25 protein-coding genes and 1 riboswitch are annotated in these 25,647 nt (G+C 36.5%); of the genes, 17 read left to right on the plus strand and 8 right to left on the minus strand.

Annotated features, from left to right (window positions below):
- Window positions 1-252: 252 nt before the first annotated feature.
- On the plus strand, window positions 253-1,410 hold the full coding sequence (locus ACFTQ7_RS15355; RefSeq protein ID WP_386829819.1) for an exonuclease SbcCD subunit D: 1,158 nt from the start codon (window positions 253-255) through the stop codon (window positions 1,408-1,410).
- Window positions 1,407-4,487 (plus strand): AAA family ATPase, encoded by a 3,081-nt coding sequence (locus ACFTQ7_RS15360; RefSeq protein WP_386829820.1) that lies wholly within the window; start codon window positions 1,407-1,409, stop codon window positions 4,485-4,487. The genes ACFTQ7_RS15355 and ACFTQ7_RS15360 overlap by 4 nt, the downstream gene beginning before the upstream one ends.
- A 206-nt stretch (window positions 4,488-4,693) precedes the next feature.
- Here the strand turns inward: ACFTQ7_RS15360 and ACFTQ7_RS15365 are convergent, their stop codons facing one another.
- Entirely contained in the window at window positions 4,694-5,026 is a 333-nt protein-coding gene (locus ACFTQ7_RS15365; protein WP_386829821.1) for a magnetosome magnetite crystal formation protein family, read from the minus strand.
- A 126-nt stretch (window positions 5,027-5,152) separates the two neighbouring features.
- Window positions 5,153-5,260: riboswitch (TPP riboswitch) on the plus strand.
- Between the two features lie 130 nt (window positions 5,261-5,390).
- On the opposite strand from ACFTQ7_RS15365, the gene thiT reads away from it, so the two are divergent.
- The 3 genes from thiT (at window position 5,391) to map (ending at window position 7,902) form a co-directional block, all read left to right on the plus strand.
- Window positions 5,391-5,951, plus strand: coding sequence for an energy-coupled thiamine transporter ThiT (thiT, locus tag ACFTQ7_RS15370; protein WP_349661076.1), 561 nt, complete (start codon window positions 5,391-5,393; stop codon window positions 5,949-5,951).
- Window positions 5,952-6,298: 347 nt separating this feature from the next.
- Window positions 6,299-6,739, plus strand: a complete 441-nt coding sequence (locus tag ACFTQ7_RS15375; protein ID WP_386829849.1) for a DUF7010 family protein — start codon at window positions 6,299-6,301, stop codon at window positions 6,737-6,739.
- A 407-nt stretch (window positions 6,740-7,146) separates the two neighbouring features.
- Window positions 7,147-7,902, plus strand: coding sequence for a type I methionyl aminopeptidase (gene map, locus ACFTQ7_RS15380; protein WP_386829822.1), 756 nt, complete (start codon window positions 7,147-7,149; stop codon window positions 7,900-7,902).
- A gap of 25 nt (window positions 7,903-7,927) precedes the next feature.
- Here map and ACFTQ7_RS15385 read toward each other — a convergent pair whose 3' ends face one another.
- Window positions 7,928-8,641, minus strand: coding sequence for a hypothetical protein (locus ACFTQ7_RS15385; protein ID WP_349661078.1), 714 nt, complete (start codon window positions 8,639-8,641; stop codon window positions 7,928-7,930).
- A gap of 203 nt (window positions 8,642-8,844) precedes the next feature.
- Between ACFTQ7_RS15385 and ACFTQ7_RS15390 the strand changes: the two genes are divergently transcribed.
- Both ACFTQ7_RS15390 and ACFTQ7_RS15395 read left to right on the plus strand, forming a co-directional pair.
- Window positions 8,845-9,669, plus strand: coding sequence for a polyphosphate kinase 2 family protein (locus ACFTQ7_RS15390; protein ID WP_349661079.1), 825 nt, complete (start codon window positions 8,845-8,847; stop codon window positions 9,667-9,669).
- A 303-nt stretch (window positions 9,670-9,972) separates the two neighbouring features.
- Window positions 9,973-10,560 carry a GNAT family N-acetyltransferase gene (locus ACFTQ7_RS15395; RefSeq protein WP_386829823.1) on the plus strand — a complete coding sequence of 196 codons (588 nt, stop codon included), beginning with the start codon at window positions 9,973-9,975 and terminating at the stop codon, window positions 10,558-10,560.
- Between the two features lie 50 nt (window positions 10,561-10,610).
- Here ACFTQ7_RS15395 and ACFTQ7_RS15400 read toward each other — a convergent pair whose 3' ends face one another.
- Window positions 10,611-11,174, minus strand: a complete 564-nt coding sequence (locus ACFTQ7_RS15400) for a beta-class carbonic anhydrase (RefSeq protein WP_349661081.1) — start codon at window positions 11,172-11,174, stop codon at window positions 10,611-10,613.
- A gap of 181 nt (window positions 11,175-11,355) precedes the next feature.
- Window positions 11,356-11,490, minus strand: coding sequence for a hypothetical protein (locus ACFTQ7_RS15405; protein WP_276569504.1), 135 nt, complete (start codon window positions 11,488-11,490; stop codon window positions 11,356-11,358).
- A 909-nt stretch (window positions 11,491-12,399) separates the two neighbouring features.
- Here ACFTQ7_RS15405 and motA point away from each other — a divergent pair.
- Window positions 12,400-13,203, plus strand: a complete 804-nt coding sequence (gene motA / locus ACFTQ7_RS15410) for a flagellar motor stator protein MotA (RefSeq protein WP_079562711.1) — start codon at window positions 12,400-12,402, stop codon at window positions 13,201-13,203.
- Complete coding sequence (gene motB / locus ACFTQ7_RS15415) at window positions 13,187-13,957, plus strand: flagellar motor protein MotB (RefSeq protein ID WP_386829824.1); 771 nt, start codon at window positions 13,187-13,189, stop codon at window positions 13,955-13,957. The genes motA and motB overlap by 17 nt, the downstream gene beginning before the upstream one ends.
- Before the next feature lie 66 nt (window positions 13,958-14,023).
- On the opposite strand, the gene ACFTQ7_RS15420 is transcribed toward motB, so the two are convergent.
- A complete protein-coding gene (locus ACFTQ7_RS15420; protein ID WP_079562713.1) occupies window positions 14,024-14,245 on the minus strand; it encodes a DUF1128 domain-containing protein in 222 nt (73 codons plus the stop codon).
- Between the two features lie 322 nt (window positions 14,246-14,567).
- Here ACFTQ7_RS15420 and ACFTQ7_RS15425 point away from each other — a divergent pair, with 322 nt between their 5' ends.
- Both ACFTQ7_RS15425 and ACFTQ7_RS15430 read left to right on the plus strand, forming a co-directional pair.
- A complete protein-coding gene (locus ACFTQ7_RS15425) occupies window positions 14,568-14,894 on the plus strand; it encodes a YtxH domain-containing protein (protein ID WP_197143553.1) in 327 nt (108 codons plus the stop codon).
- Window positions 14,895-14,918: 24 nt separating this feature from the next.
- Entirely contained in the window at window positions 14,919-15,857 is a 939-nt protein-coding gene (locus ACFTQ7_RS15430; RefSeq protein ID WP_386829825.1) for a YihY/virulence factor BrkB family protein, read from the plus strand.
- Window positions 15,858-15,912: 55 nt separating this feature from the next.
- Here the strand turns inward: ACFTQ7_RS15430 and ACFTQ7_RS15435 are convergent, their stop codons facing one another.
- Together ACFTQ7_RS15435 and ACFTQ7_RS15440 are read right to left on the minus strand one after the other, a co-directional pair.
- Window positions 15,913-17,817, minus strand: a complete 1,905-nt coding sequence (locus ACFTQ7_RS15435) for a heavy metal translocating P-type ATPase (protein WP_386829826.1) — start codon at window positions 17,815-17,817, stop codon at window positions 15,913-15,915.
- A gap of 428 nt (window positions 17,818-18,245) precedes the next feature.
- Window positions 18,246-19,784 carry a fumarate hydratase gene (locus ACFTQ7_RS15440; protein WP_386829827.1) on the minus strand — a complete coding sequence of 513 codons (1,539 nt, stop codon included), beginning with the start codon at window positions 19,782-19,784 and terminating at the stop codon, window positions 18,246-18,248.
- Between the two features lie 393 nt (window positions 19,785-20,177).
- On the opposite strand from ACFTQ7_RS15440, the gene ACFTQ7_RS15445 reads away from it, so the two are divergent.
- On the plus strand, window positions 20,178-20,969 hold the full coding sequence (locus tag ACFTQ7_RS15445; protein WP_386829828.1) for a YwqG family protein: 792 nt from the start codon (window positions 20,178-20,180) through the stop codon (window positions 20,967-20,969).
- A 309-nt stretch (window positions 20,970-21,278) separates the two neighbouring features.
- Here ACFTQ7_RS15445 and ACFTQ7_RS15450 read toward each other — a convergent pair whose 3' ends face one another.
- On the minus strand, window positions 21,279-21,464 hold the full coding sequence (locus tag ACFTQ7_RS15450) for an SE1561 family protein (protein WP_049668848.1): 186 nt from the start codon (window positions 21,462-21,464) through the stop codon (window positions 21,279-21,281).
- A gap of 369 nt (window positions 21,465-21,833) precedes the next feature.
- Between ACFTQ7_RS15450 and ACFTQ7_RS15455 the strand changes: the two genes are divergently transcribed.
- The 5 genes from ACFTQ7_RS15455 to ACFTQ7_RS15475 all read left to right on the plus strand — a co-directional run bounded on the left by ACFTQ7_RS15455 (window position 21,834) and on the right by ACFTQ7_RS15475 (window position 25,574).
- Window positions 21,834-23,012, plus strand: coding sequence for an MFS transporter (locus ACFTQ7_RS15455; protein ID WP_386829829.1), 1,179 nt, complete (start codon window positions 21,834-21,836; stop codon window positions 23,010-23,012).
- 13 nt (window positions 23,013-23,025) lie between these two features.
- Window positions 23,026-23,178, plus strand: a complete 153-nt coding sequence (locus ACFTQ7_RS15460) for a hypothetical protein (RefSeq protein WP_386829830.1) — start codon at window positions 23,026-23,028, stop codon at window positions 23,176-23,178.
- Window positions 23,179-23,351: 173 nt separating this feature from the next.
- Window positions 23,352-23,987 (plus strand): hypothetical protein, encoded by a 636-nt coding sequence (locus ACFTQ7_RS15465; RefSeq protein ID WP_386829831.1) that lies wholly within the window; start codon window positions 23,352-23,354, stop codon window positions 23,985-23,987.
- Between the two features lie 754 nt (window positions 23,988-24,741).
- Window positions 24,742-25,326: a hypothetical protein gene (locus tag ACFTQ7_RS15470; RefSeq protein ID WP_386829832.1), complete on the plus strand. Its 585-nt coding sequence runs from the start codon at window positions 24,742-24,744 to the stop codon at window positions 25,324-25,326.
- Window positions 25,327-25,340: 14 nt separating this feature from the next.
- A complete protein-coding gene (locus tag ACFTQ7_RS15475) occupies window positions 25,341-25,574 on the plus strand; it encodes a hypothetical protein (RefSeq protein WP_386829833.1) in 234 nt (77 codons plus the stop codon).
- Window positions 25,575-25,647: the final 73 nt, after the last annotated feature.

Consider the following 25,647-nt stretch of genomic DNA (forward strand, 5'->3'; position numbering starts at 1 on the left):
GTAACAGGGCATTCGACAAGGATGCTCTTTTTTATGTTGAGATCTATCAAAATATAGGCGATGGAAAGAACCGTCGAAGCGACGGAAGGAATCGCCAGAGCGACGGAAAGAATCGCCGACACGACGGATACACCCTGACACGTCGGCTCCCAAATTATGATGGGGAGCCCTATTATAATTTTCAAACTAATAAAAGGAAAAACAAACAATCCAACAGCCATGATAAAATGAAATAGACAGGAGGCGCACAAAATGAAAATATTTCATACAGCAGATTGGCATTTAGGGAAGCTTGTACAAGGCGTCTACATGACCGAGGATCAACATTATATTTTACAGCAATTTAAGCTAGCTATAGATGAAGAGAAACCGGATGTTATCGTTATAGCCGGTGATTTATATGACCGTTCGATGCCCCCGATTGAGGCAGTGAATTTACTAAATGATATTTTGGCGGAAATTGTGCTTGATAAGAAAATTCCTGTGTTAGCAGTTGCCGGGAACCACGATAGTGCAGGTCGATTAAACTTTGGCAGTAGTTTAATGAGTGATAGTGGATTACATATTAAAGGCCAGTTTACGAAAGATCATGCACCAATCGTTTTACATGATGAATATGGTGAAGTACATTTTCATCTCGTACCTTATGCAGAGCCAGCGTCAGTACGGACGATTTTAGAGGATGATTCCATTCGTTCTCATCAAGAGGCGATGGAAAAAATTATTGAATATATTGGGCAAAGTATAGATTCTTCAAAACGTAATGTTTTTGTTGGACATGCCTTTGTGACGAAGTATGGAGAAGAAGAAGCAAATACGAGTGAATCAGAGCGACCTTTATCAATAGGAGGCTCGGATTGCATAAATGCGGCATTGTTTAAGCCTTTTCATTACACTGCACTTGGACATTTGCATAAAGCGCATTTTGTGTTGAATGAAACGATTCGATATGCGGGTTCTCCATTGAAGTATTCATTATCAGAGCACCTACATGAGAAGGGCTTTTTAATAGTTGAGCTAGATGCACAGGGAGAAACAACTGTCACAAAGCGAAAGCTTATACCGAGACGAGATTTACGAGTGGTAGAGGGGATACTGGATGATTTATTGCAATTACCACCAAGTGATGATTATATATTTGTACGTTTAACAGATACTACGCCAGTAACTTCGCCGATGGAACGTATTCGTACAGTGTTTCCTCATGCGATGCATGTTGAGCGTAAAACAATACGCCAAGAAGTAGCACAAGAAATTCAAGCGGTTGAGACAGAGAAGATAGAAGACATCGATTTATTCCGATCATTTTTTACGGATATAATAGGTATACAGCCAGATCAAGATACAGAGCGTCTATTTACAGAGATGCTGCAAGAATTATTAGATGAGGAGCGAGAGACAGTAAAATGAAGCCTTTAAAGTTAACGATTACTGCATTCGGTCCATATAAAAATACAGAGGTTATTGATTTTCAACAGCTAGGTGAACATCGTCTATTTGCGATTTCTGGAAAAACAGGTGCAGGGAAAACGACGATTTTTGATGCTATATGCTATGCACTTTACGGATCGGGTAGCGGTGAAGATCGTCAAGATACGGCAATTTTGCGAAGCGGGTTTGCTGATGATGATGTGTATACTGCTGTGGAACTTGTTTTTGAAATGCATGATAGAGTGTATCAAATATTACGTCAGCCAGGTCATATTAAAGAAAAGAACAAAAGTGTTACTGGTAAGAAAATAGAACTGGCTGAAATCAAAGGAGACACACTTGATTACAGTATTGTAGAAAAGCAGCAAACACTTGAGGTAGATAAAAAGCTACAAGAAATAATAGGCCTCACAAAGGATCAGTTTAGTCAAATTGTTATGCTGCCACAAGGTGAATTTCGCAAGTTATTAACTTCAGATTCTACGAATAAAGAAGTTATTTTGCGCAAGATTTTTAAAACAGACCGTTTTGGTGCTATGACAAAAAGACTTGATGCGAAACGCAAAGACGCAGAAAGTGATTTACTGCGCGCGAAGCAATTAAAGGAGCATCTCCTTGGCCAAATTGCGGGGGCTTTGCCACAGCGTTCGTCATCTTTATTTACTTGTATTACTAATAATACCGAGAATATGCATCAGCTAAAGAAGGCTCTGGAAGAAGAGCAGACCTACTATACTGAATGTATACAATTGGAACAGCAGCGTTATAAAGAAGCTTATGCGTATCATCAAAAAGAGCAAGAGTTTTATAGTATGGCGAAAACATTGAATGAGCAATTTGATGAGCAAACGAATCGTCAGAACCGTCTGCAAGCATTGCTACAAGAGCAAGATGTATATAGCGCAAAAGAACGTGAAATTGCATTAGCAGAGAAAGCAGAACGTCTTGTTATACTCGAGCAACAATGTGTCGATTTACGTGCCGAGCAAAATCGTAAAGAACAATCCTGTCAGCAAGCAGTGACAGAGCAACAAAACGCAGAAGCTCAGTTAAAACTAGCACAGGAAAAATTTAATGTTGAAGAGGCGAAGGAACCTGAACGCCAACATGTTCTACAACAGGAGTTGCAGCTACAAGCATTATTACCAACTTTCGAGGCGTATGAGAATAATCTTCAGCAACTGCAAATAGCTGAACAATATGTTACAACAGCCAAGCGAGCTGTAGACGATAATAGTAAAATTGTAGAAACAGGACAAATGCAAGTTCAGCATTTAGCAACAACAGTTGAACAATATGAAAAACAACTTGAGCCATATGAAGGTTTTTTAGAACAGTTACCTAAGCTAAAAGAACAAGTATCATACTTAGCGCAAGTTGAAAAATACACTCGAGCAGTTGAAGTGGCAGAGCAGGATGTAGCCACGACTAATGTCCACTATCAAGAAAGTAAGAAAGCTCTTCAAAAGTTGGAGCAACAATGGATTGCGAGTCAGGCAAGTATTTTAGCACAGCAGCTTAAGGATGGAGAGGCTTGCCCAGTGTGCGGTAGTACAACACATCTCGAAACACAACGTGAGCAATTAGAGATGATCGAATTAGCACAGGTGGAAGCTTTGCGAGTAAAGACTACTAATGATGAGCGCAAGTTTTTAGAGAAAGAAGCTTTATTGAATTCTACAAAGCATCTTCTGCAAGAGGCATTAGAACATTTAGAAACGAATGAGATTGATCAATCGAACCAAGCACAAATTGTAGCTTCCTTACAAAATATAGAGCAACAAATTACAATCTTAAAAGTAGTGAGCAATCAATTGTCTGATGTACGTATGCAACAAAAGGATCATCGTGCACGAATGGAGCAGCTACAAGAAAAGCAATTAAAGCTAGAGCAATATTTAGCTGAAAAGACGAAGGAATTGACTAAACAACAAGCAGTTGTAGAAGAACAGCAAAAATATATTCCAGAAAATCTTACGACGCTACATGCATTGAAGCAGGCAATTGCTCATATAGGTTCTCAAAAGGTTGCCTTACACACTGCGTGGACTATCAGCCAACAAAGTTTGCAAACTGCCAAGGAAGCAGCAAATAATGCTAGAATGACCGTCGAAATATCGAAACAGGCTTTTGAGGAGTTAAAGCTGAAAATGGATGAAAAGCGCGAGCAATTTTCAGTAAGTATGAAGGAAGCCGGCTTTGAAAGCTATGAAGAATTTGCTACTGGAAAGCGTAGCGTGTCGCAAATAGAAGCTTTACGGAAGGCTTGCAGTGATTATGCTATGCAAATCCACACATTACAGGTACAAATTACTGAGGGAGCGAAGCACCTTAAAGGACAAGAGAAACAAGATTTAACGGCAATGGAAGAAAAATTAGAGGTGCTTCGTGTAACCTATGAGGAAGCCTTTAAAGTATTGCAGCAGATGGAAGGATTTGCGAAAGCTTGCGCAGACTTTATCGAAAAAGTAGAGGAAGCAGAGCTGGAAATACGCTTACTTGAAAAAGAGGCGGGACGAGTAAAGGAACTTTATGCAATGTTAAATGGGCAAAATGCGAAAAAGCTGTCCTTTGAGCGTTATATTCAAATCAATTATTTAGATAAAATTACAGAGGCAGCAAATGTCCGGCTTTATCATTTATCCAACGGTCAATTTGAGCTACGACGTTCAGATCGTTTAGAAAAGCATGCTAAGCAAAGTGGACTTGGGCTAGATGTGTATGATGCCTATACAGACCAATTACGTGATGTAAAAACATTATCAGGGGGAGAAAAGTTTAATGCTTCTTTAAGTCTTGCCCTTGGGATGGCAGATGTCATTCAAAGCTTTCAAGGTAATATCCGTATTGAAACAATGTTTATTGATGAGGGCTTTGGTTCTCTTGATGAAGAGGCATTAAATAAGGCGATTGATACTCTTATTGATTTACAAGATTCTGGACGCATGATTGGCGTCATTTCACACGTTGCAGAGTTAAAAGCTACAATGCCTGCAGTGTTGCATGTTGAAAAAACAATGAACGGACATAGTCAAACATATTTTGAAGTGAAATAAAAAAGAGGCGTATTTCCGATGTGTGGAAATACGCCTTTTTATTACTTTTTAGTTACGGTAGGATTTGTTCCTTTTTTTGCAGCGATTACTTTTTTAACAATTGGAATAACGATCGGTGCTAATTTTACGGCGGTTTTGACAACTTTAGATACTTTCAAAAAATAACAGCTCCTTTTAGTACTCTCTGTTCAAGGTTGAAATGAAACTTATCGGATAACGCGAACTGCTTGAATAATATTCCAAATGACAATTCCGATTGAAGCAAGAATGTAAATCACAAATGAAACTAACCAAATGATAAGAAAAGAACTACTACCTGAATCTGGTTCAAAAGTGTTGAATGATAAAGTTGAGAAAATAAAGACTGCAAAAAATATTATTCCAAATGCGACTGGGATTAAATGTGATATTAGTGCTCGAAGAGAATGACTCTTTACGTCGTTATCTTTTGAAACAAAGTAAACGACTAATGGCACAATAAAGGGTGCAAAAAAGATACTTAGATAACTAAAGGCAGATAAAATTTTTTTGTTCTCCATAGTTGTACCTCCTTTTTAAATATTTACGCATGAAAAACAGTAAAGTTTCAAAAAAATTAATGTGGAAGAGGTTGTAATCGTTACAGTGTTTGCGTACAATGAGGTTGTTAAACTAAATTAAGATGTAACGACCACAAGGGGAGCTGATGATGTCAGCTGAGACTGGGCACGTAATGCCTTAACTCTTTGAACCTGTAAGTTAACGCTTGCGTAGGGATGTGGATAGAAACCGACACTTTTACGATGTGAGGCTCTGTCCTGGCATCGTTTTTTTATCTTTATTGATGCTAGATAGGGACATATTTGCCAACTGATTTCTATTCCTGCTCTTGTATCCTACATCGGAACAAAGGAGAGAATAATTATGGACAATAAAAAACTATTAATGCTTGTGGAAATTGCGATATTCGCAGCGATTGGCCTTGTGCTCGATCAGGTTTCCTTTAAAGTATGGGCACAAGGAGGCTCTGTTAGTCTCGTAATGGTGCCAATAATGTTAATAGCATTTCGCTGGGGTCTTATTCCAGGCATGGTAACGGGTTTACTTATTGGTATTATGCAAACAATGTTTGGCGCCTATATTATACATTGGCTTCAAGGAACACTTGATTATGGTGTTGCCTTTACAGTAGTTGGCTTAGCGGCCGTTGTACGTGGACCAGTGCTTGAGGCTGCAAAAGATTTAAACAAAAAGAAAATGGCTCTTTATATTATTTTAGGAACGGTATTAGCGGGCTTTTTACGTTATGCAGCGCATACCATTGGGGGCGCTGTATTTTTCGCAGAGTATGCTGGCGATCAAAATGCATGGGTTTATTCAATCATCTATAATGGAACATATATGCTACCAGCAACGATTTTAACAGCGATTGTCGGTGTTCTGTTATTTACGGCAGCACCTCAATTAATGCAACGAAAATCATAATTATTATGCCCTTCACATGAGTGAAGGGTTTTATTTTTAGACTGTTAAAGATTGTTGCTATTAAAACATAAAGGCAGATTAAATCAAGAAACTGTGCAGTAATTAAATTTCCCTTCCTAAGCAATTTCTACACAGCTTTCAATTATTCCAAAAATTACTTTATTGAATAATCAATGGTAAAAATAGTTGGAGGATGGTATATTATATAAATCTTTTGCCGATTTTACGAAAGGGAGTGCGTTAATGGATAAAACACTTGAAAATTTACAAAAAGAAATTATATTTGAAGCAAAAAAAGATACCCCATTTTGCTTTCTGGCGCCGTTGTCTTTTTAATTTTCACCCTAATGCCCTTAGTTTTCCCAATAGAAGCTGTACGGTTGATTTGGATATTTGGCTTAGGTGTCATTTTTCCTATTGGGATGGTCATTAGTAAAATTCTGGGGGTTAATTTACTCTCTACTGACAACCCTTTAGGTACTTTAAGTGGGATAGTAGCAGCTCCTCAAGCTTTTTATATACCTGTATTTATAATTGTGTATATGAAAATACCTGAATACCTGCCCTTCACAATTGGCTTACTAGCAGGCTCTCATTTTCTGCCTTACATATGGATTTATAAAAGCAAAGCTTATTTATTTGTTACTTTAGGAATCTGTCTTTCTGCTCTAATTTTAGGTGGCTTCTTTGTTGGTCAAGCTTTCACCCTAGTACCTTTAGCGATGTCTATTGTTTATGGAATTGGTGTTCTTTTAATTCTTAGAGAACTCAAAGTCAGTCATGTTTAAGCGCCTATTGTCAGTTGAATAACAGTAAACCACTGAATCTTTTTAAAAAGCATCGATAAAGGTGCTTTTTGTTAATGCTTCAACTGTGAAATAGTTAGATTCAGCCTTTAGGAAAAAAGGGTGAGCGTAGTTAGAAGTGGCTTTAGTTAAAGATTCGGTTAGCGGAAAATAAAAAAGCAGAGTTAAGCGAAGCGTCAGCGGCAAATGTTTTATCTGTGCGAAAGCGTAGCGACAGCAACAATAAAGGGCCCAGCCGGAACGGAAATCAATCTCACGTTATGGAGATAAGCCTGTTTCCGGCACTTTATAATTTATGATGGCATATAATATTTAAAGCGTTTAGCGTTTTAAGCATAGAAAGTTATGTTATATTAAATAGTAGATATTAGATGAAAGGGACGTTAAAAATGATTGTAAAAACGCAAGAAGAGATTGAAGCCTTTAAAAAAATCGGCCGTATTTGTGCTGAAATTCGTGAAGCAATGAAGGCTGCTACAAAACCAGGTGTAACAACACTAGAACTAGATGAAATTGCAGGTCGTATGTTTGCTGAGGCTGGAGCAGTTTCTGGACCTAAAGGGGAGTATGATTTCCCAGGATACACATGTATTAGTGTTAATGAGGAAGTCGCACATGGTATTCCAAGTGAACGTGTGATTAAAGAGGGAGATATCGTCAATATAGATGTATCTGGTTCATTAAACGGCTATTTTGCTGATACAGGCATTTCATTTGTAGTTGGTGAAGGCTATGAGGATAAAGAAAAGTTGTGTCGCGTAGCCAAAAGTGCTTTTGATCGTGCGATGACAAAAGTAAAAGCTGGATCAAAATTAAACCAAATCGGAAAAGCTGTTGAGCGTGAAGCATATGCTAATGATTTAACAGTGATTATGAACCTAACGGGACATGGTTTAGGTCGTTCTTTACATGATGAGCCAAACCATATTTTGAACTATTATGATGCATGGGATTCTACAATTATGAAAGAAGGCATGGTTCTTGCAGTTGAGCCGTTTATCTCAGCGAAAGCAGAGCATATTGTGGAGTCTGGTGATGGCTGGACATTCGTTACGCCAGACAAATCATTAGTTGCTCAAATCGAGCATTCAATTATCGTTACAAAAGACAAACCAATTATTTTAACTTCACTTGATGAACAATAAAAAAAACTAAAATCCTGCTACCAATTTATTTTTGGTAGGCAGGATTTTTTTTAATAAATAATATACCGACAAGTAGCACTCCACATAAAAACAAGGCTGCCGTTGACACAAGTAGCTCATCAAAACCATTATGTAATACGACCCCTATATAGGACCAGATAAATACACTTGGATAGATAATATCAAAATAATGGAATCGAATATGTAGTGCTATTGCTACCCCAAGTGTCAGTAAAATAACTGCCCACAGTGGATCACTAAGTCCAAAACCATTCCATTGATAAGATGTTAGCGTGAAGCTTACATTTGTCATCAGGCTGAATGTAACCCATGCGAAGTAAATCGAGAAGGGTAAACGACCTGTAAGTGAGTTATTGCTGAGAGGGTACGTTTTGTACAACTTAGATAAATACAGTACTAAAATAAACGTACTGACGATTGACACGATAAATAATTCGTGGTGCCAAACAACTATTGCTAGCGCCTGCATGATACATATGCTACTAAAGAGAACAGTCTGTTTAATAGATGTCTTTTTTAGATTCATGACTAACCAATAACCAAGTAACATGTAAACCACAATCCAAATCACATAACTAACGTTAAAAGGTGCAAATATTACTGGAAAACGATTTGAGATCTCTAAGGAAGATTGACCGTTTATTTTCATGAAATAGGATGAAAAGGTTAGGATAAGTGAGACAACGTAAGTGATTGTCATCAAAAAAAATCGAGGCATGTTTTCCTCTCCCTTCGTGTTAAATTGTATAGGGAAAAGACAAATAAGTATAGGACTGTAACATTATATTTTCATTATAACGGAAATTTCCAACAATGTATCGTGTTGTTTCGCTAAAATTATCTACAATTTACCATTTGGATGGGCATCTATATATTTCTTTAGTACAATGGAAGTATACAAATGTAAGGAGTGAAGTTTTAATGACTCAAAATTTAAATGATCTAGATCTATCAGTTAATCTAGATAAGAAAATGTATAAAAAGAAATTAAAAGTACTCCAGTATGAAATGTTAAATGCTCAACAGTTTTTATTAAACAATAAAATAGGGTTAATTTTAGTATTTGAAGGTATGGATGCTGCTGGTAAGGGGGGCGCTATTAAGCGTCTAATTGAACGTGTTGATCCACGTGGTTATGTCGTACACCCGATTTCAGCGCCTCAGCCCCATGAACTTCGCTACAATTATTTACAACGCTTTTGGAGAAAGCTGCCACAGCATGGACAAATCGCAATTTTTGATCGCTCTTGGTATGGTCGTGTATTAGTTGAGCGTATTGAAGGATTTGCAACAAATGAAGAGTGGTCTCGTGCATACGAAGAAATGAATAATTTTGAAAAGATTTTAACGGCAGGAGATTATATTGTCATTAAGTTTTGGCTTCAAGTATCAGATGAGGAGCAACTTAAACGTTTTAAAGAACGTGAGCAGGATCCGTATAAGTCTTGGAAGCTAACAGATGAAGACTGGCGAAATCGTGAAAAAACGCCACTGTATGTAGAAGCTGCAAATGAAATGTTTGAGAAGACTGATAAGAAAAATGCTCCATGGGTTCTAATACCGGGAGACGATAAAAAGTATGCTCGTGTACAGGTACTGCAAGAAACACTAGCACATATCGAACGTGAAGCAAAAAAACGTGGCCTTCATTTAACGAATGTCTTAGACAAAGCGCATTTAGAAGATGCTGAATCGTCTAGCCTTGAATTGCTAGAAGAGAAGCCTAAAAAACAAAAAGTGAAATAATGTTATTGATGCTGTAACAACAAGACGAGATGTTTTAGTTGTAGCAGCATCTTTTTTTACATACAATAAAGTAAAACTTCAATTCCGTGGGTGTTTACCCACAAATTGGTCTTATTACTAAAAGTTGAGGACGATATTTGTTGCAATTTATACCATATATAAGTTGATCTTCGTTACGAGCAGTCGGAACGGAAATCAACCACACGTTAGGGTGAAGATTTACAAATTGTTTTTTAACCATTGATAAAATGAACGCAGGCATTAAAAACGTATTGACAATTATCGGAAGGTAAGTGTGGAGAAATGGTGCTTAAAATTTGGAGACTATTGAGGAAAAAGGGTGAAAATGTGGTATCAATTCAGGGGGATAAATGCTACATTCGCACATTTTACGAAAAAGATGCACAAAGTTTAACTGATCTCGTAAGCCGCAATAAATATTTTTGGTCCACATACGAACCGTTACAACGACCTGAATATTATACAATTAATGCTCAATATAAAAAAATTCAAGAAAGCTTATACTTAATGGACTCAAAGAGGGAGTTTACTTTCGGTATTTTTGAGCCGGATACAAATAATCTAATAGGACATATTGCTCTTTATGCAGTAAAACGTTTACCGTATTCCAGTGCATTTGTTGGCTATGCGATGGATGAAATTTATGTGGGGAAAGGGATCGTAACAGAAGCGGTTAATATGGTCGTGCAATTTGCGTTCGAGCAAGTAGGCTTACATCGTGTAGAGGCTTATGTTTCAACACAAAATAATCCTTCTATCCGTGTTTTAGAAAAGTCCGGGTTTCAGCAAGAAGGCCTCTTGAGAAAGCTGCTGTACATTAATGGCCAATGGGTGGATCATTACATGTATGCACGTTTAGAGAACGAATAAAAAGAAGCGTCTAACTTTCAATTAATGAAGGATAGACGCTTCTTTTTTTACTATTGTTTGCTACCGTCTATGATTAAGTCAAGGCGACCTGTATTTGGATCAATTACTAATCCGTGAACAGGCACATCTTTCACCATTAACGGGTGATTGCGAATTGTATCTACGCTTTTCTTAACACTTGTTGATACGTCGCCAAAGCCACGTAAAAACTTTTTTAAATCAAGACCTGAATTTTCTACCGTTTTGATAGTTTCAGGGTTAATTCCTCTAGCAACCATTTTACTTAGCATAGCTTCTGGGTCAACTGCGCTCATGCCGCAGTCGTAATGTCCAATAACATACACTTCATCTGCTTGTAGTTCATAAACAGCTACAAGTAAACTACGCATAATTGCACCGAAAGGGTGACTAACTAATGCCCCAGCACTTTTAACGATTTTTACATCACCATTACGTAAATTCATAGCTTTAGGTAACAGCTCTACAAGGCGAGTATCCATACAAGATAACACAACGATGCGTTTATCAGGATACTTTGTTGTAATAAAAGGCTCATATTTTTTTTCTTGAACGAAATCTTCATTAAATTTAAGAATATCTTGTAACATTGTCATGAAAGATTGCTCCCTTCCCTACAGAAATATTTTAGAGCAAAATGATCAATATGCAAATAATAATGACAATATTCACGCAATTTTTTTACGAAAAAAAAGAAGTTTAGTAATCTTTTAGCGAAAAGAAATAATTAAAAAAATAAAAAACAGCTACGTTATGTAGCTGTTTTTTATAGATAGATTAGAATTTTTCACTTGGTTTTGGATCTACAGTTACTGAAGACTTAGTATCTAAACCAACTTGTAAGTAGTGGATGAAGAATGCCGTAGCAATTAGTAAAACAACCGAAAAACCTAGTACAGTCGTAATGAACATAATGAAAGCTCCTCTCTACTGAAATAATCTACAATAATATCTAAAGTAATTATACAATAGGTTACTAGGAAAATCTAAGGAGAATTTATGACATCCATAAGATACCTAGTCTGGACTAAGATTAGTAGGTATAAAATACTTGAAATACCTAGTTTTTATTACAAAGAACAGATTCTTTTTTACCTACCCGCAGTAATGTTATTTATACTCATTTATCTCAAAACTAATCGTAAAGTCATGTGACAAGCTTTGATTAAGCTAATTCTTCAATAGCTCTCACATTCTCTTCCTACCTTCTATACGAAAATAATAGGCAGCATTCTCAATAACGAATTGATTAGAGGCATTTTCATCAAAAATAATAAACAAGAATGCGAAATAGGTATTTCCGTGTCTATAGATAGTGAAAGAAGTTTTTTGCCCAAGTACAAAGCCGAATCCGTACGCAAATATACCGAGGTATATTTGATTAAATAGAGGAAAAAAATAAATGATTCTTTAGGAGTACTTTAATTGTGAGAGTGAAAAAAAGTATCGTATGACACATCGATAAACAGCTGTTTTACACTATTTTTCTATAAAATTTTAGTAATTATCTGAAGAAGGTTTTGATTATCGGTCAAATAGCTTATATAGTGATATTGATATTTTTAGGTATTTACTCCTTCTTTTACGACCCGTTCAGTATGTTTTGATAATTTTATGTTGAAGGATAATAACAAATTCTTAAGTAATTTCAAATAAAGACAATTTAATGTATTATTCTTAATTCAATATAATCAAATATGGTCGAAAAGTGAATAAAAAGTATTTATTACATCGAAAAAAATGTGAAATACATTTATACTATATTAAAATTATGGAAAAAAGGACGAAATAAAGTTTAATAGGAGATTTGGAGGTTCTAGAATGGATATATCGTCGATTGTAGGGTTAATACTTGCGCTAGTAGCGCTATTAACGGGAATGGTGCTAAAGGGTGTAAGTTTAAGTGCGTTTTATAACCCAGCTGCCATTCTAATTATCATCTTCGGTACAATTTCCGCAGTAACAATTGCCTTCCCAATGAAGGAGTTAAAGCGTGTACCAAAGCTATTTAAAATTCTTTTTAAAGAAACAAAATTAGCAGATGATATTGAGATTATTAAGATGTTTTCACAATGGGCTGATTTAGCTCGCCGTGAAGGTCTATTAGCGCTTGAGAGTAAAGCTTCAGAGATAGAAGACCCATTTTTGAAAAATGGACTTACATTAGCAATTGATGGTCAAAATGCCGACTATATTCGTGACGTCCTAACAGAAGAAGTCGAAGCAATGGAAGAACGTCATGCTAGTGGTTCTGCAATCTTTACACAAGCTGGTACATATGCCCCGACTTTAGGGGTACTCGGTGCGGTAGTAGGTTTAATCGCCGCGTTAGCAGATATGAATGACATAGAAAAGCTAGGACATGCTATTTCAGCTGCTTTTATGGCTACATTACTAGGTATTTTTACAGGTTATGTTTTATGGCATCCATTTGCGAATAAATTAAAACGTAAATCTGCTATCGAAGTTAAACAAAAAAGAATGATGATTGAAGGCATCCTTTCTGTCTTAGAAGGAGAGGCGCCACGTGTTATCGAACAAAAATTATCTTCTTACTTAACAATGGAAGAACGTCGTCAAATTTCTGATGAAAGCGGGGCGGGCGGCCTTGGCAAAGAAAGCTAAGAAAAAAAAGCATGATGAGCATATCGATGAGTCTTGGTTAGTTCCGTATGCAGATATTTTAACGCTGCTATTAGCCGTATTTATCATATTATTTGCATCAAGTTCAGTAGACCAAGAAAAGCTAGAGAGAATGTCAGCTGTGTTTAATCAAGTATTTGATGGTGGTACAGGGTTTTTAGAGCAGCCTGCACCGATAGAAAGTCCAAATGCAGAAAGTGACAAAACACCACAACAAGCGCAAAACTCCGCGTATTTAAAGGATCAGAAGGAGTTAGCTGAAATTAAAGATAGTGTTGATAATTTTATCGCAGTTAATGAGATGGAAGGTCAATTTGCAACAGCAATGACGGATGAGGGTTTACTTGTAACGATTCGTGATAGTATCTTGTTTGATCCAGGGAAAGCAGAGATTAAACCAGAATATAATGCGATAGCTAAAGAGCTTTCAGATGTATTAGTATCTAATCCACCACGTAGTATTGTGATTACAGGTCATACGGATAATGTTCCAGCTGGTCCTAACTTCACTTCTAACTTACAACTCTCAGGATTGCGTGCAGTGAACTTCGCAGAAATTTTAATAAACAGTAACTCGGAGTTAGATCGTCGAAACTTTAGTATACAAGGTTTCGGTGAAAACCGTGCTATTGCACCAAATGATTCTGCAGAAGGACGTTCTAAAAACCGTCGTGTAGAAGTGTTAATACAACCACTTGTCACTGAAGATGGTACTGCTGCAAAACAAGCAAAATAGAAAAAAGCTATTAGTAACAGGCTTTGATGCCATATTGCTAATAGCTTTTTATTTACAAAATCCTATTTATTTGCGTAAAGCGCCTAATTCAGCAACGATAGCCTGCATTTCGCTCGGACTAAATGTATCACGCTTCATGACCATTTCGTATAAATAAACAAGATCTTCGTAATCAGCTTCATTGAAATTTTCCGATTTCATTGCATCGACATTCACCATACGAAGCTTTTCTTTCATTTGATCAACCATATAAATAACGTTCTCTTTTGACGGTACTGATAAATCCATTATTTAAACCTACCTTTCATAATCCTCGGAAATATCATTTCATTGAATAAAAAAAATGTCAACACTGATTTGGGCATTGCTTTAAAAATAGACTGTTATTGGGTAGAATAAGGGCAGTGATAGTTTAATTATGGTTCATTACCATAACATAGGGTTGCTTTCTGTTCCGACTGGGGACGCTTCGCTTTCGCGCAGAGCAAAGTTTCATGGGGACGTCCGGTCGCCACTCCAATCAACTTGTATACAAAATCATCCCTAACTTTTGATGATGAGTCTTAATTGTTCTAAGGAATATACATTTACCAAGCAGGGGGTATTTAATATGGGACGAAGTAAATTATTAGCATCTATCGTAGTTGGTGCTGCAGTTGGTGCTGCATTAAGCATGTTGGACCGTACAACGCGTGAAAAGACAATAGCTACAACAAAACAGATGAAAGAAGCAATCACGTATTATGCAGCCAATCGAGAGGAATTACAAGTGCTAGTTGAGGAAAAAGTATTGGCCGCTAAAGTGCTATGTGAAGGTGTGTCAGAAAATGTAAATGCGATTGCTGAAAAAGTGGATGAATTTAAAGAATTACCTTCCACAATCGAAAGCATGATTAATGATACAAAAGCAGCCTTTGCTTTACCTGATAAAGAATAGTTGTTCGTACAGGAGGAAATTTGTATGAAAAAGAAAAAAGCATCAATACGTACAGCTGTTGGAGTGGTGAAGTCATTTGTCTCACCAGACGAAGACACTGTAAATGTGATGACATCAAGAGGCTTTATGCAAGATTTAATTCTCCGCTTTCAGCGAGTGGAAATATCAGCTCTTGCCGCAGAATTGGCTTATTTCTTTTTACTATCTTTTTTCCCACTATTAATTTTTTTAGTTACATTACTACCGTATTTGAATTTAGAGACGACGCAAGTGTATTCCTTTCTAGTGAATGTTATGCCGGACGAGGTATATAGGCTTATTGAAAATACATTAAATGAAATTTTAACAAGCCGTAATAGTAGTCTATTATCCATCGGGGTACTAGGAACAATTTGGTCTGCTTCTAAAGGGATTAATGCGTTGATTAGAGCCTTGAATAAGGCCTACGATACAGAAAACAGGGGAAGTATATTGGAACGAGGGTTATCCCTTGTTTTCACTATAGCGTTTGTCGTTATTTTTGCTGTTGCACTACTTTTACCGGTTTTTGGGCAACAAGTGGGGCATTTCTTATTTTCGATTGTTGGCATTGAGGAGCAATTTGAAATTATCTGGCATAGAATGCGCTGGTGGATACCCCCTCTACTTATTTTCATCGTATTAATTGGGGTCTATAGATTTATTCCGAATACGAATCCACGTTTGAAATTAATGAGTGTTTGGCCGGGTGCGTTATTTTCGACGTTGGGCTGGCTGGCAGTTACGTTTGTTTTCTCCTTTTATATTAATAATTTTGCGAATTATTCCGCTACATATGGCAGTATTGGGGGCGTTATTATTTTAATGCTTTGGCTATATTTCACGGGGATTATTGTAATTTCTGGTGGCGTTTTAAATGCGACGATGCAGAAAAAAGCATTGCAAAAAGAACTTGTGATGCAGGAGACTTTAGCAAATAGTTAGGAATATTAAAAAGGACAGCCTCGAGATCACGTTTTGTGATACGAGGCTGTTTGTTTTATACGTTTTTATTCAGCATACGTAAGCCGTTTAAAATAACTAAAATGGTGCTTCCTTCATGACCGATTACACCTAGTGGTAAATCGACGACTTGTAAAAAGTTTGAGGCAATTAATAAAACGATAACGCCGATTGAGAAGAAGATGTTTTGTTTAACGATGCGTTGCATTTTACGTGATAAGCGTACGGCATAGGCGATTTTTGATAAGTCATTTTTCATTAAAACGACATCGGCTGTTTCTAAAGCAACATCTGTTCCTTCTCCCATAGCAATTCCAGTAGTGGCAGTTGCTAATGCGGGTGCATCATTAATGCCGTCACCGACCATCCCCACAAATTTATGTTCAGAAAGAAGTCGTTTCATCTCAGTCACTTTTGTTTCGGGGAGACATTCTGCGACGTATTCTGTCACACCTGCTTCCTTGGCAATTACCTTTGCTGTCTTTTCATTGTCACCCGTTAGCATGACAACATTAATACCTAGTTCTTTTAGTAATGAAACTGCTTTTTTTGCTTCATTTCGCACGGTATCCTTTAAGGCTGCCAATGCAACGATGCCATCCTTGTCACGAATGAAAATAACTGTTTTTCCTTCTGAAGCGAGTTTTTCTGCCACGCCATTTGCAAATTTATTTGCCTCATCTGTACCAACAAAATCTGGTTTACCAACAAGGTACTCGACCTCATTAACGTAACCTTTAATACCCCAACCTGGGATATCTTTAATAGTGGTCTGAGGAAATTGTGTGATCCCTTCTTTTCTTGCGAATAAAGTAATTGCTTGAGCAAGTGGGTGGTTCGATTGAGCTTCAATACCCGCAAGGATGGCCATTGCGTTTTTGCGGTCTAATCCTTCGCGAACAATGAAATCAGTAACGGTTGGTTTACCTTGTGTTAAAGTACCTGTTTTATCTACTGCAAGTGCACGCAATGCACCTAGATGCTCTAAGTGTAAGCCTCCTTTGAATAACACACCATGTTTTGCACCATTTGAAATGGCAGCAAGTGTCGCTGGCATAATAGATGCAACAAGTGCGCACGGAGAAGCGACTACTAGGAGTACCATTGCTCGGTAGAATGTTGTCGTCCAGTCCCAACCTAGTACAAAGTGAGGTAGAAACATCATGAGGGCAACGGCAAGTAGCACGAATTTCACATACGTACCTTCGAATTTTTCTATAAACTGTTGTGATGGAGATTTTTCACTCTGAGCATTTTGTACAAGTTGGATAATTTTTTGGAATAGTGTTTCAGAATTTGGTTTTGTCATTTCCATCGTAATGGCACCATTTAAGTTCACTGTTCCTGCAAATAACTCGTCGCCTTCTTGTTTTGCTACTGGAAGTGGTTCGCCGCTAATGGCGGATTCATCGATAGAAGACTGCCCTTTAAAGATTACACCGTCTGCTGGAACACGTTCACCGGGCTTAATAAGTAGATGATCACCAATTTGTAGAGTTGATACAGCAACTTTCATTGGTTCAAAACCACCACGAACAAGCCAAGCCTCTTCAGGTTGTAAATTCATGAGTGCAGAAATTTCACGGTGACTTTTGTTCATTGCGTATGTTTCGAGAGCGCCACTCACAGCGAAGATGAAAATAAGAATAGCACCCTCCGTCCAATAACCGATAGCTGCTGAACCGATCGCGGCTAATACCATCAATAGTTCAACGTTAAGCGCCTTATTCTCAATGGTTTCTTCAATACCTTCTTTTGCTTTAGCAAATCCACCGACGCAAAATGCAATAATATATAAAAGAATAGAAGCTGTTGTTTGCCCGCTAGTATCTAAACGCCATGCAAGCAAAATAAACAAACCTGCTATAAGGGCGGCGATTAATTCAGCGTGTTCTTTTATTTTCTCAATTAAACTAATGTTTTCTCGATTAGTGTGTTTCACTTTTATCCCTCCTGATAATGAAAATCAATATCAAAGTCTATGTAAATCAATAATTATAAACTTTTTCTAATTGAAAATAGATTTCAGTTAACATCTTTCTAATTTAGAATTATTATAACAAAAGAATTTGGAAAAAGAAAGTGAGAAATTAGAAGGGATTTTAACTTCTTTCAGCAGTCCTAAGCACGAAGCCGATTTTGAACGCATTGTTTATCTGTAGCGAAAGCAAAGCGGCAGCTACAATTATGCTGAGGCATAATTGATAGAAAGTGGAATAAAAGTGGCATTAGATTGAGTTTGGGGTAATTATGAGGCTTTTTGAAATGTTTTTGAACATGTGAAAAGCACAGATATTCATAGGAATATTCTGTGCTTTTCAAATTTGTGTAGTAAAAATGGCATAACTTCAGAAAGAAATTGCTTCTTTATTAGAATACTCGTTCTGCGTGAAGAGCAAGTTTTTCTAGAGATGATTTATCTACATCTGCGTGTAGTGAGTTACCGTGAGAGTCCATTGTTACAACAGCTGTGAACTTCTCAACGTTTAAGTGCCACATCGCTTCTGGAATACCGAATTCCATTAGGTCAACACCATCAACACCTTTAATACAGTCTGCGTAGTATTGTGCAGCACCACCGATTGCATTTAAGTAAACGCCACCGTGTTCTTCTAATGCAGCAAGTGTTTTTGGTCCCATACCGCCTTTACCGATTACAGCGCGGATACCGAATTTTTTCATGATGTCACCTTGGTATGGCTCCTCACGAATAGAAGTAGTTGGACCAGCTGCTTTTACTGTCCAGTTACCTTCTTCGTCTTTTGCCATTACAGGGCCACAGTGATAAATAACTTGTCCATTAAGATCAACTGGAGCATCGTGGCTCATTAAATGATGGTGAATTGCGTCACGGCCAGTATACATACGACCAGTAATTGATACAACATCACCAACTTTTAGAGAGCGAATTTGTTCTTCAGTAATTGGTGCAGTAAGTTCTACTACATCTGTAGTAGTATCTTCTGTTGTTGCTGCAACTTCATCTTCTTTAAATGTAATTTTTTCGCCTTCTTGGTAATGCCAGTTAATGATTTCACCAGTTTCAGGATTGATGTCTACAGCCATACGACGGTATGCCCAGCAGTTATAAGCTACTGATACGTAGAATGATGCAGGGATACGGTGCATGACACCAATTTTACAGCCAAGTAATGTTGCTTCACCACCGAAGCCCATTGTACCGATTCCAAATGTATTAGCAGTTTTCACTACATACTCTTCTAATTTTGCAAGATCAGCATTTGGATTTGTATCTTCCACATGACGGAATAATTGTTCTTTCGCTAAGTCGTAACCAGAAGAGCGATCGCCACCGATACCTACACCGATGAAACCAGCTGAACAGCCTTGACCTTGAGCTTGGTATACTGAGTGAAGGATACATTTACGGATACCATCTAAATCACGACCAGCGCGGCCAAGACCTTCAATCTCACAAGGTAGGCTATACTGAATGTTTTTATTTTCACAGCCGCCACCTTTAAGGATTAATTTAATTGTAATATAGTCTTTTTCCCATTGTTCGAATTTCATAACAGGTAGACCGTCACCTAGGTTATTACCGCTGTTAGCACCTGTTAATGAATCAACCGCATTTGGACGCAATTTTGCATCTGCAGAAGTATCAACAATAGCTTTTTTAATTGCTGCCTTAATTTCTAATTGGTTTACACCAACAGGAGCATAAATTTTGAATGTTGGTAGACCAGTATCTTGACAGATTGGTGATACATTATCTTCTGCCATAATAATATTATTTGAGATTGTGTCTAAGCTCATTGCAGCGCGAGTACCTGAATTCTCAGCTTCTTTAGCTTTCTTAATAGCACGACGTACGTCTTTTGGTAGATTTGTAGACGTTTCAGTAATTAAATCATAAAGACTTTTCTCCAAAGTTTGGATATTCATTTAGTATTGCCCCCCATAAAAATTTGATTATTTCCACGTAATATTATACTCTTTTCAACTAATGAAAAAAAGAGTTCAACTCATTGTGGTAGGAATTAAAGGCCTATTCTCAAAAATAGGGAATTTATTTGTAAAATTATATTAATCAATTTATTGTTAAGGTTGTAATAAGATAATTGCAGCAGGGTAATAAATAATATCTTTAAACGAATATAGTAGGAATCGAAGACGTTTTCTAGAGAAGCATTTGATTTATGCACTTATTTGATTATACCTACCGGTGAACAGAAGTTTCTTGCCTAATTCATAAGCTGTAGTTTCATCATAATTAAGATTGTTAAAACGGAACGTTTGTTCTATAATTAATTTAAATTTACTTTAGGAGGTAATAGAATGAAGTTACTTAATTTACCTGAAGCATTTGAACAAAATAGGACTGTAATAGAGGATACGATACAGCCGACTGTATTGATTGAAACGGAAGTACGAAAAACTTCTTTATTTGAAAGTAAGTTTGCTGGTGATCCGTATTTTCCACTGTCAATGGAGTATCCGAAAAGTCCAGAAGGGCAACCATTAAAATTACTAGCTCAAATTAATTTTGCAGATGTTCCGAAGCATTTACCAAACTTCCCCAAAGAGGGAATCTTGCAGTTCTATATTGATGGCTACGATGATGTACTAGGGATGGATTTTGACAATGGTCAAAATCATGAGGGCTTCCGCGTTGTTTTCCACGAACATATTGTTAGTGATGAGTCACAGTTAGTACAAGACTTCTCGTTTGTTGAAGTGAACGAAGAAGAAATATACTTTCCTGTGGAAAAGGAAATGGCATTGTCCTTTGGAGCAGGCTATGAACCATTATCAGCAAATGACTTTAGAAGTGAAAAAACATATGCGGAAATCCTTGCTACTATAGAAGACGATGATCAATTAGTAGACTCATTTTATGAAACATTAAATAGTACAGGTCATAAAATCGGAGGATACCCATTCTTTACACAAGAAGATCCAAGAGCTTATGGTGACTATACAGATTCAACAATTTTGTTGCTTCAAATTGACAGTGTAGGTGATCATATTCTATGGGGGGATGTCGGAGTCGGCAACTTTTTCATCACAGAGGATGAGCTAAAACGTAAAGATTTTAGTAAAGTTCTATATAATTGGGATTGTTATTAATTTAAATAAAAAGCAAGTGGATGCGTTTCCACTTGCTTTTTATCTTCATTTTATTCTAGGTAGTGAGATGGATGTTGATAGGATCCTTTTTAAAACCTACTGAAATAGAAGAACTCAGAATAAGAACGCCACGTCCTGTGGCAACGATTGAGTGACCAACATCACGTTGGATTAAAGCCTCCGGCGGATGTCACGGATTTTGTAAGGAATGAATTGTGCTGTGCACAATTCAAAATCCGGACGTAATGTTTATCTGTAGCGAAAGCAAAGCGGCAGCTACAATTCAGCCAAGGAGAAATTGATTAGTATTTATTGTTCACGAGCATTAAATTGCTCCATTTTGTCCTCTAAATCATCCATCATTTGAATTAAACGATCAATATCCTCTAATTCAGTTGTTTCAGGATCAATAGCATCTAAAACTTCTAAAAACATTTCAAGACGCTCTTTTAAGTAATTCATTTGTTGTTTTTTATCAGTGATTGGATTTGACATACATACACCTCATTTCGTCCCCTCCATCTTAGCTGATTTGGGACTAAATTTCAATGTTTAGGTAAACACCTAGGACTTAGCGATTATTTTTTTAAAAAAGTAGACAGAATATTTACAATATTGAAGGTGTATGTTAAATTAATATTAAGAAAAAGCAAAGGAGCTGATTTAAAAAATCTAAAAAGACTCTAACTCGAAAAGGAGGGAGTTTAAACAAGTACTCGGCCAATATAAAAGCCGAAATTCGTGTTTATACAATTAAATGGAGATAAGTGTTAGTTAGGCCTTAGCGTAAAATCACATGTGGTGAGCGCTAAGGCTTTTTGGTATGCTGTTCTTTGGAAGAATGATTGGGTGTTGGAGGAAAAGATGACGTACTTCTCAGATTACAGCAAAAAAAGGTTTGCCATTCTAGTGTTGATTGTATCTATTTCAGGCTTTTCACAAGGGATGCTTTTACCGCTAATTTCAATTATTTTCGAACGTGATGGGGTATCCTCCGCGTTGAACGGATTGAATGCAACGGGTCTATACATAGGAACTTTATTAATCTCACCATTTATCGAGCAGCCATTACGAAAATGGGGCTATAAACCGATTATATTAATTGGCGGTGCATTTGTGTTTGTTTCACTGCTAATATTTCCTTTATGGAAAAGTGTGACTTTTTGGTTTGTACTGCGCTTACTCATTGGAGTAGGAGACCATGCATTACACTTTGCAACACAAACGTGGATTACAAGCACCACAGATCATAAAAGTTTAGGAAAGGGTATGGCCATTTACGGCCTGTCCTTTAGTACAGGCTTCGCAGTTGGACCTTTAATGGTGAAACTTATACAAGTTGCAGAAGCATTACCGTTTATTGTGTCCTCTGCTTTGTGTTTATTTGCATGGGCTTTTGTATTCCTTTTACAAAATGAAAAACCAGAACGTTTAACGGGAGACTTACATGCAAGAGGCTGGCATCGTTATAAAATAGCCATTGCATTTGGATGGATTGCATTTTTAGGGCCATTCGCTTATGGATCTTTAGAATCTGCTTTAAATGCTTTGTTCCCGGTCTATGCTTTACGTAAAGATTTTGACGTGAATATGATTCCTATTATGTTATCAGTCTTTACATTTGGCGGAATATTAACGCAGGTGCCGCTTGGTGCAGTAGCGGATAAAATAGGACGACGTTATGTCCTGATGATTGGCTCATTTGGAGGGGCTATTATTTTTGGGGTTGCCAGTTTTTTAGAGCATTCTCAAATGGCGGTAGCCGTAGCATTTTTCTTTACAGGTACATTAGTCGGTTCGATGTTTTCATTAGGTATTACCTATATGGCAGATTTAACACCAAAAGAGCTACTGCCAACAGGAAATCTGCTTTGTGGCATTGCCCTTAGTATCGGTAGCTTAACAGGGCCATTTTTAGGGGGCATTTATTTAGAATATGTAAATTACAGCTTCCTTTTATTAGTAGCGATGCTTTTGCTAGCTATAGCAATTATTTTGCTAGTATTTGGACGAAATAAAAATAAGCGACCAGTGTCGGTGTAAGGGGAATTGTCTTTTGGAAATTATCCTTGAAGACGCTCGGGGAATCAGAAGAATTACTCAGCTCGGAGACTTTTTTAGAGAAAATAAAAAGAGCGGGGCTCATCTCCCGCTCATAAAACAAAAAAACGCCCAGCAAATCCGTGCTGTTATGGCGTTCTTTGCGTGACAAGGATGTTCCATCCAAGTCACATAGGTTTGGCACCTAGAATGATATTATACAGACAAGCAAACATAAAATCAAATAAAATTTGCAGACAAGTAATATTTAGACTTTGTATTTTTATCTCTATATAATAGAAGAACACTAGCTAAGATGACTAATTATAGGGAGATTAAAACATGACTGGATATAAAAAAATATCAATTCACCGTGCATTAACAGAATTAAAGATGCTAAATCATCGCATCGAAGCAGCAACGAATGAGGTTAGTTCAGTGTTAGCTAATCGTAAAAGCAATAGCAAAATTAATGGTGTAGAGATTCAAGAATATGAAAAGCAAATGCAAGCCTCATACGATAAAGTAGTTAGCTTAATTTACTATCGCAACCGAATTAAGGCATTAGTTGTAGAGTCCAATGCTATAACAAAAGTAATAGTAGGAAAAGAAGAAATGACTGTAGCGGAAGCAATTGAACGGAAACAGTCCATTCAATATGAAAAGGAACTGTTAGAAGTCATGCAACAGCAATATCGTTCAGCGATAAATATGGTTGCTAAAGAAAATGATGCGTTGCCAGCGAAGCTAGAAACGTATTTAGTTAATATATTGGGGAATAAAGATAAACAATCTCCTGAGGAAGTTAAATTACATACGGACACATTTATGAAAAGAAACGAGTTCGAATTAATAGATCCGATGAATATTAAAAAGAAAATGGAAGCATTAAATAGTCGAATTGAAGAATTCGAATCAGAGGTCGACGCGGTATTATCGGAATCAAACGCAACGACATTTATTGAAGTGCAAGCCTAACTAAATTTGCATGGCCTAGCGAAAATGGAAAACGAAAAGTCACTCGCGCTTCAAGACATGTGTGCGAGTTAAAACCTGAAACATGTCTTACTACAAAGGATACTTTAATTAATCTGAGTTGAAAGCTCAAAGGTTAAAGGTAAAAGTCCAAAGTTTACGTGTCAAAGTTCTTTCGTATTAAAGTTAAAAACTTAAAGTATAAAAATCTTTTAAATCCTGGGTTATTGGTTAAGGTGTTGATTTTTCTGGACCGTCCATCATCCACCAGGCAGCTTGAGCTGTGCAGTACATACAAAGATAATATATAAAACAATGAGGGCGTTTCTTAAATCTAAGAGACTCCTTTTTTGCTTCTGTTTAATTTCCTTCGTAAAATATATTTTTCATCCTACCTTCATATACGGATACAAGCTCTATAACTTTATCGCCCTATACAAAATGCCTTAAGTAATATTCTGATAAGTTTATATTGAAATTTAAGAAAATAATATATTTTTATTGATAATTGATAAAAATATAGAGTCTTATCAAAAGTTGTTCAATTTTTAGAAAAAACTGATTTTTAAAATATTATAGCTAATGCTATGGTACTTATATAACCATAAAAAAGTATTAGAGGTAGTAATTATGTTAAAGAGATTAACAATGCTTTTATTAACTGTTGCAATTCTATTCTCATTTGTAATTCCTAGTTCGGCAAGCGGTAATAATTATGACGAACCATTAAAAATGATTAAAGAGCAAATCCAACAGTTTGGTAAAGTTTACAGAAAATTGGAAATATTACCGAAGAATATATTATATAAATAAAATTGATATAAAAAATGAGCACTTTGACTATTTTAATGCCAAACTATATAGAGTTAATAATACTTCCCTAAAGGCATATATCATTCCAATAAAAGGTTTCAATCAAAAATTACATGAAATTAGTAATTTAACCGTATTTTACAATAGTGAATATAATGTAGATACTTATACAGAATTACATGTAAAAGAATCCAATTTAGGTACTTTTCAAGTAAGTTACTATTCAAATGGACAAGAAATAGCTAATGAAATAACAAAAGATACATTTATAACGGCAAAAGAATACCAGGAACAGGAAGATTCAGATTCTGTATTATCTTCATATCCAATTTTTCAAACAAAGGGAGTTAATTGGGGAGGTATAGCAAAATGTTTAGGTATAAGCTGGAGTGTCGGTGCAGTATTGGCTGCTGTATGCGGAACAGCCTGTGTTCTATCAGCAGGAACGGCTTGTGTTATTTGTATAGGTGCATATTTGGGGTTTGACATTGCTTCAATAACAGGATGTATAGCAGGCAATACGGTTTAAAAAAGAGGGGTTGTATGTACTGGTATAATTTCGTCTCGATGTTTTGGTTTTTAATAGGGCTAATTCTGTTAATTAGCATTACTTTATATAATAAGCGATATAAAAAAGGTGAAAGAGGAGTAGCTGTAGCATTTTTGCTCTTTGCTAATATGTCTACCTTTGTTGCAATTGGTATTAGAAATAAAGTAGCTTTAATATTCTATTTACTATCATTTATTTTAATATGTATCGCATTAATATTGATTTAAAAAAACTATAAAATGGACAAATATGGAACATGAGAGTTATCTACTATACTAATTTCTGTATTAATGGCTCAAC

The organism is Lysinibacillus sp. NPDC056959 (assembly GCF_042674095.1).
Lineage (GTDB): Bacteria > Bacillota > Bacilli > Bacillales_A > Planococcaceae > Lysinibacillus > Lysinibacillus zambalensis.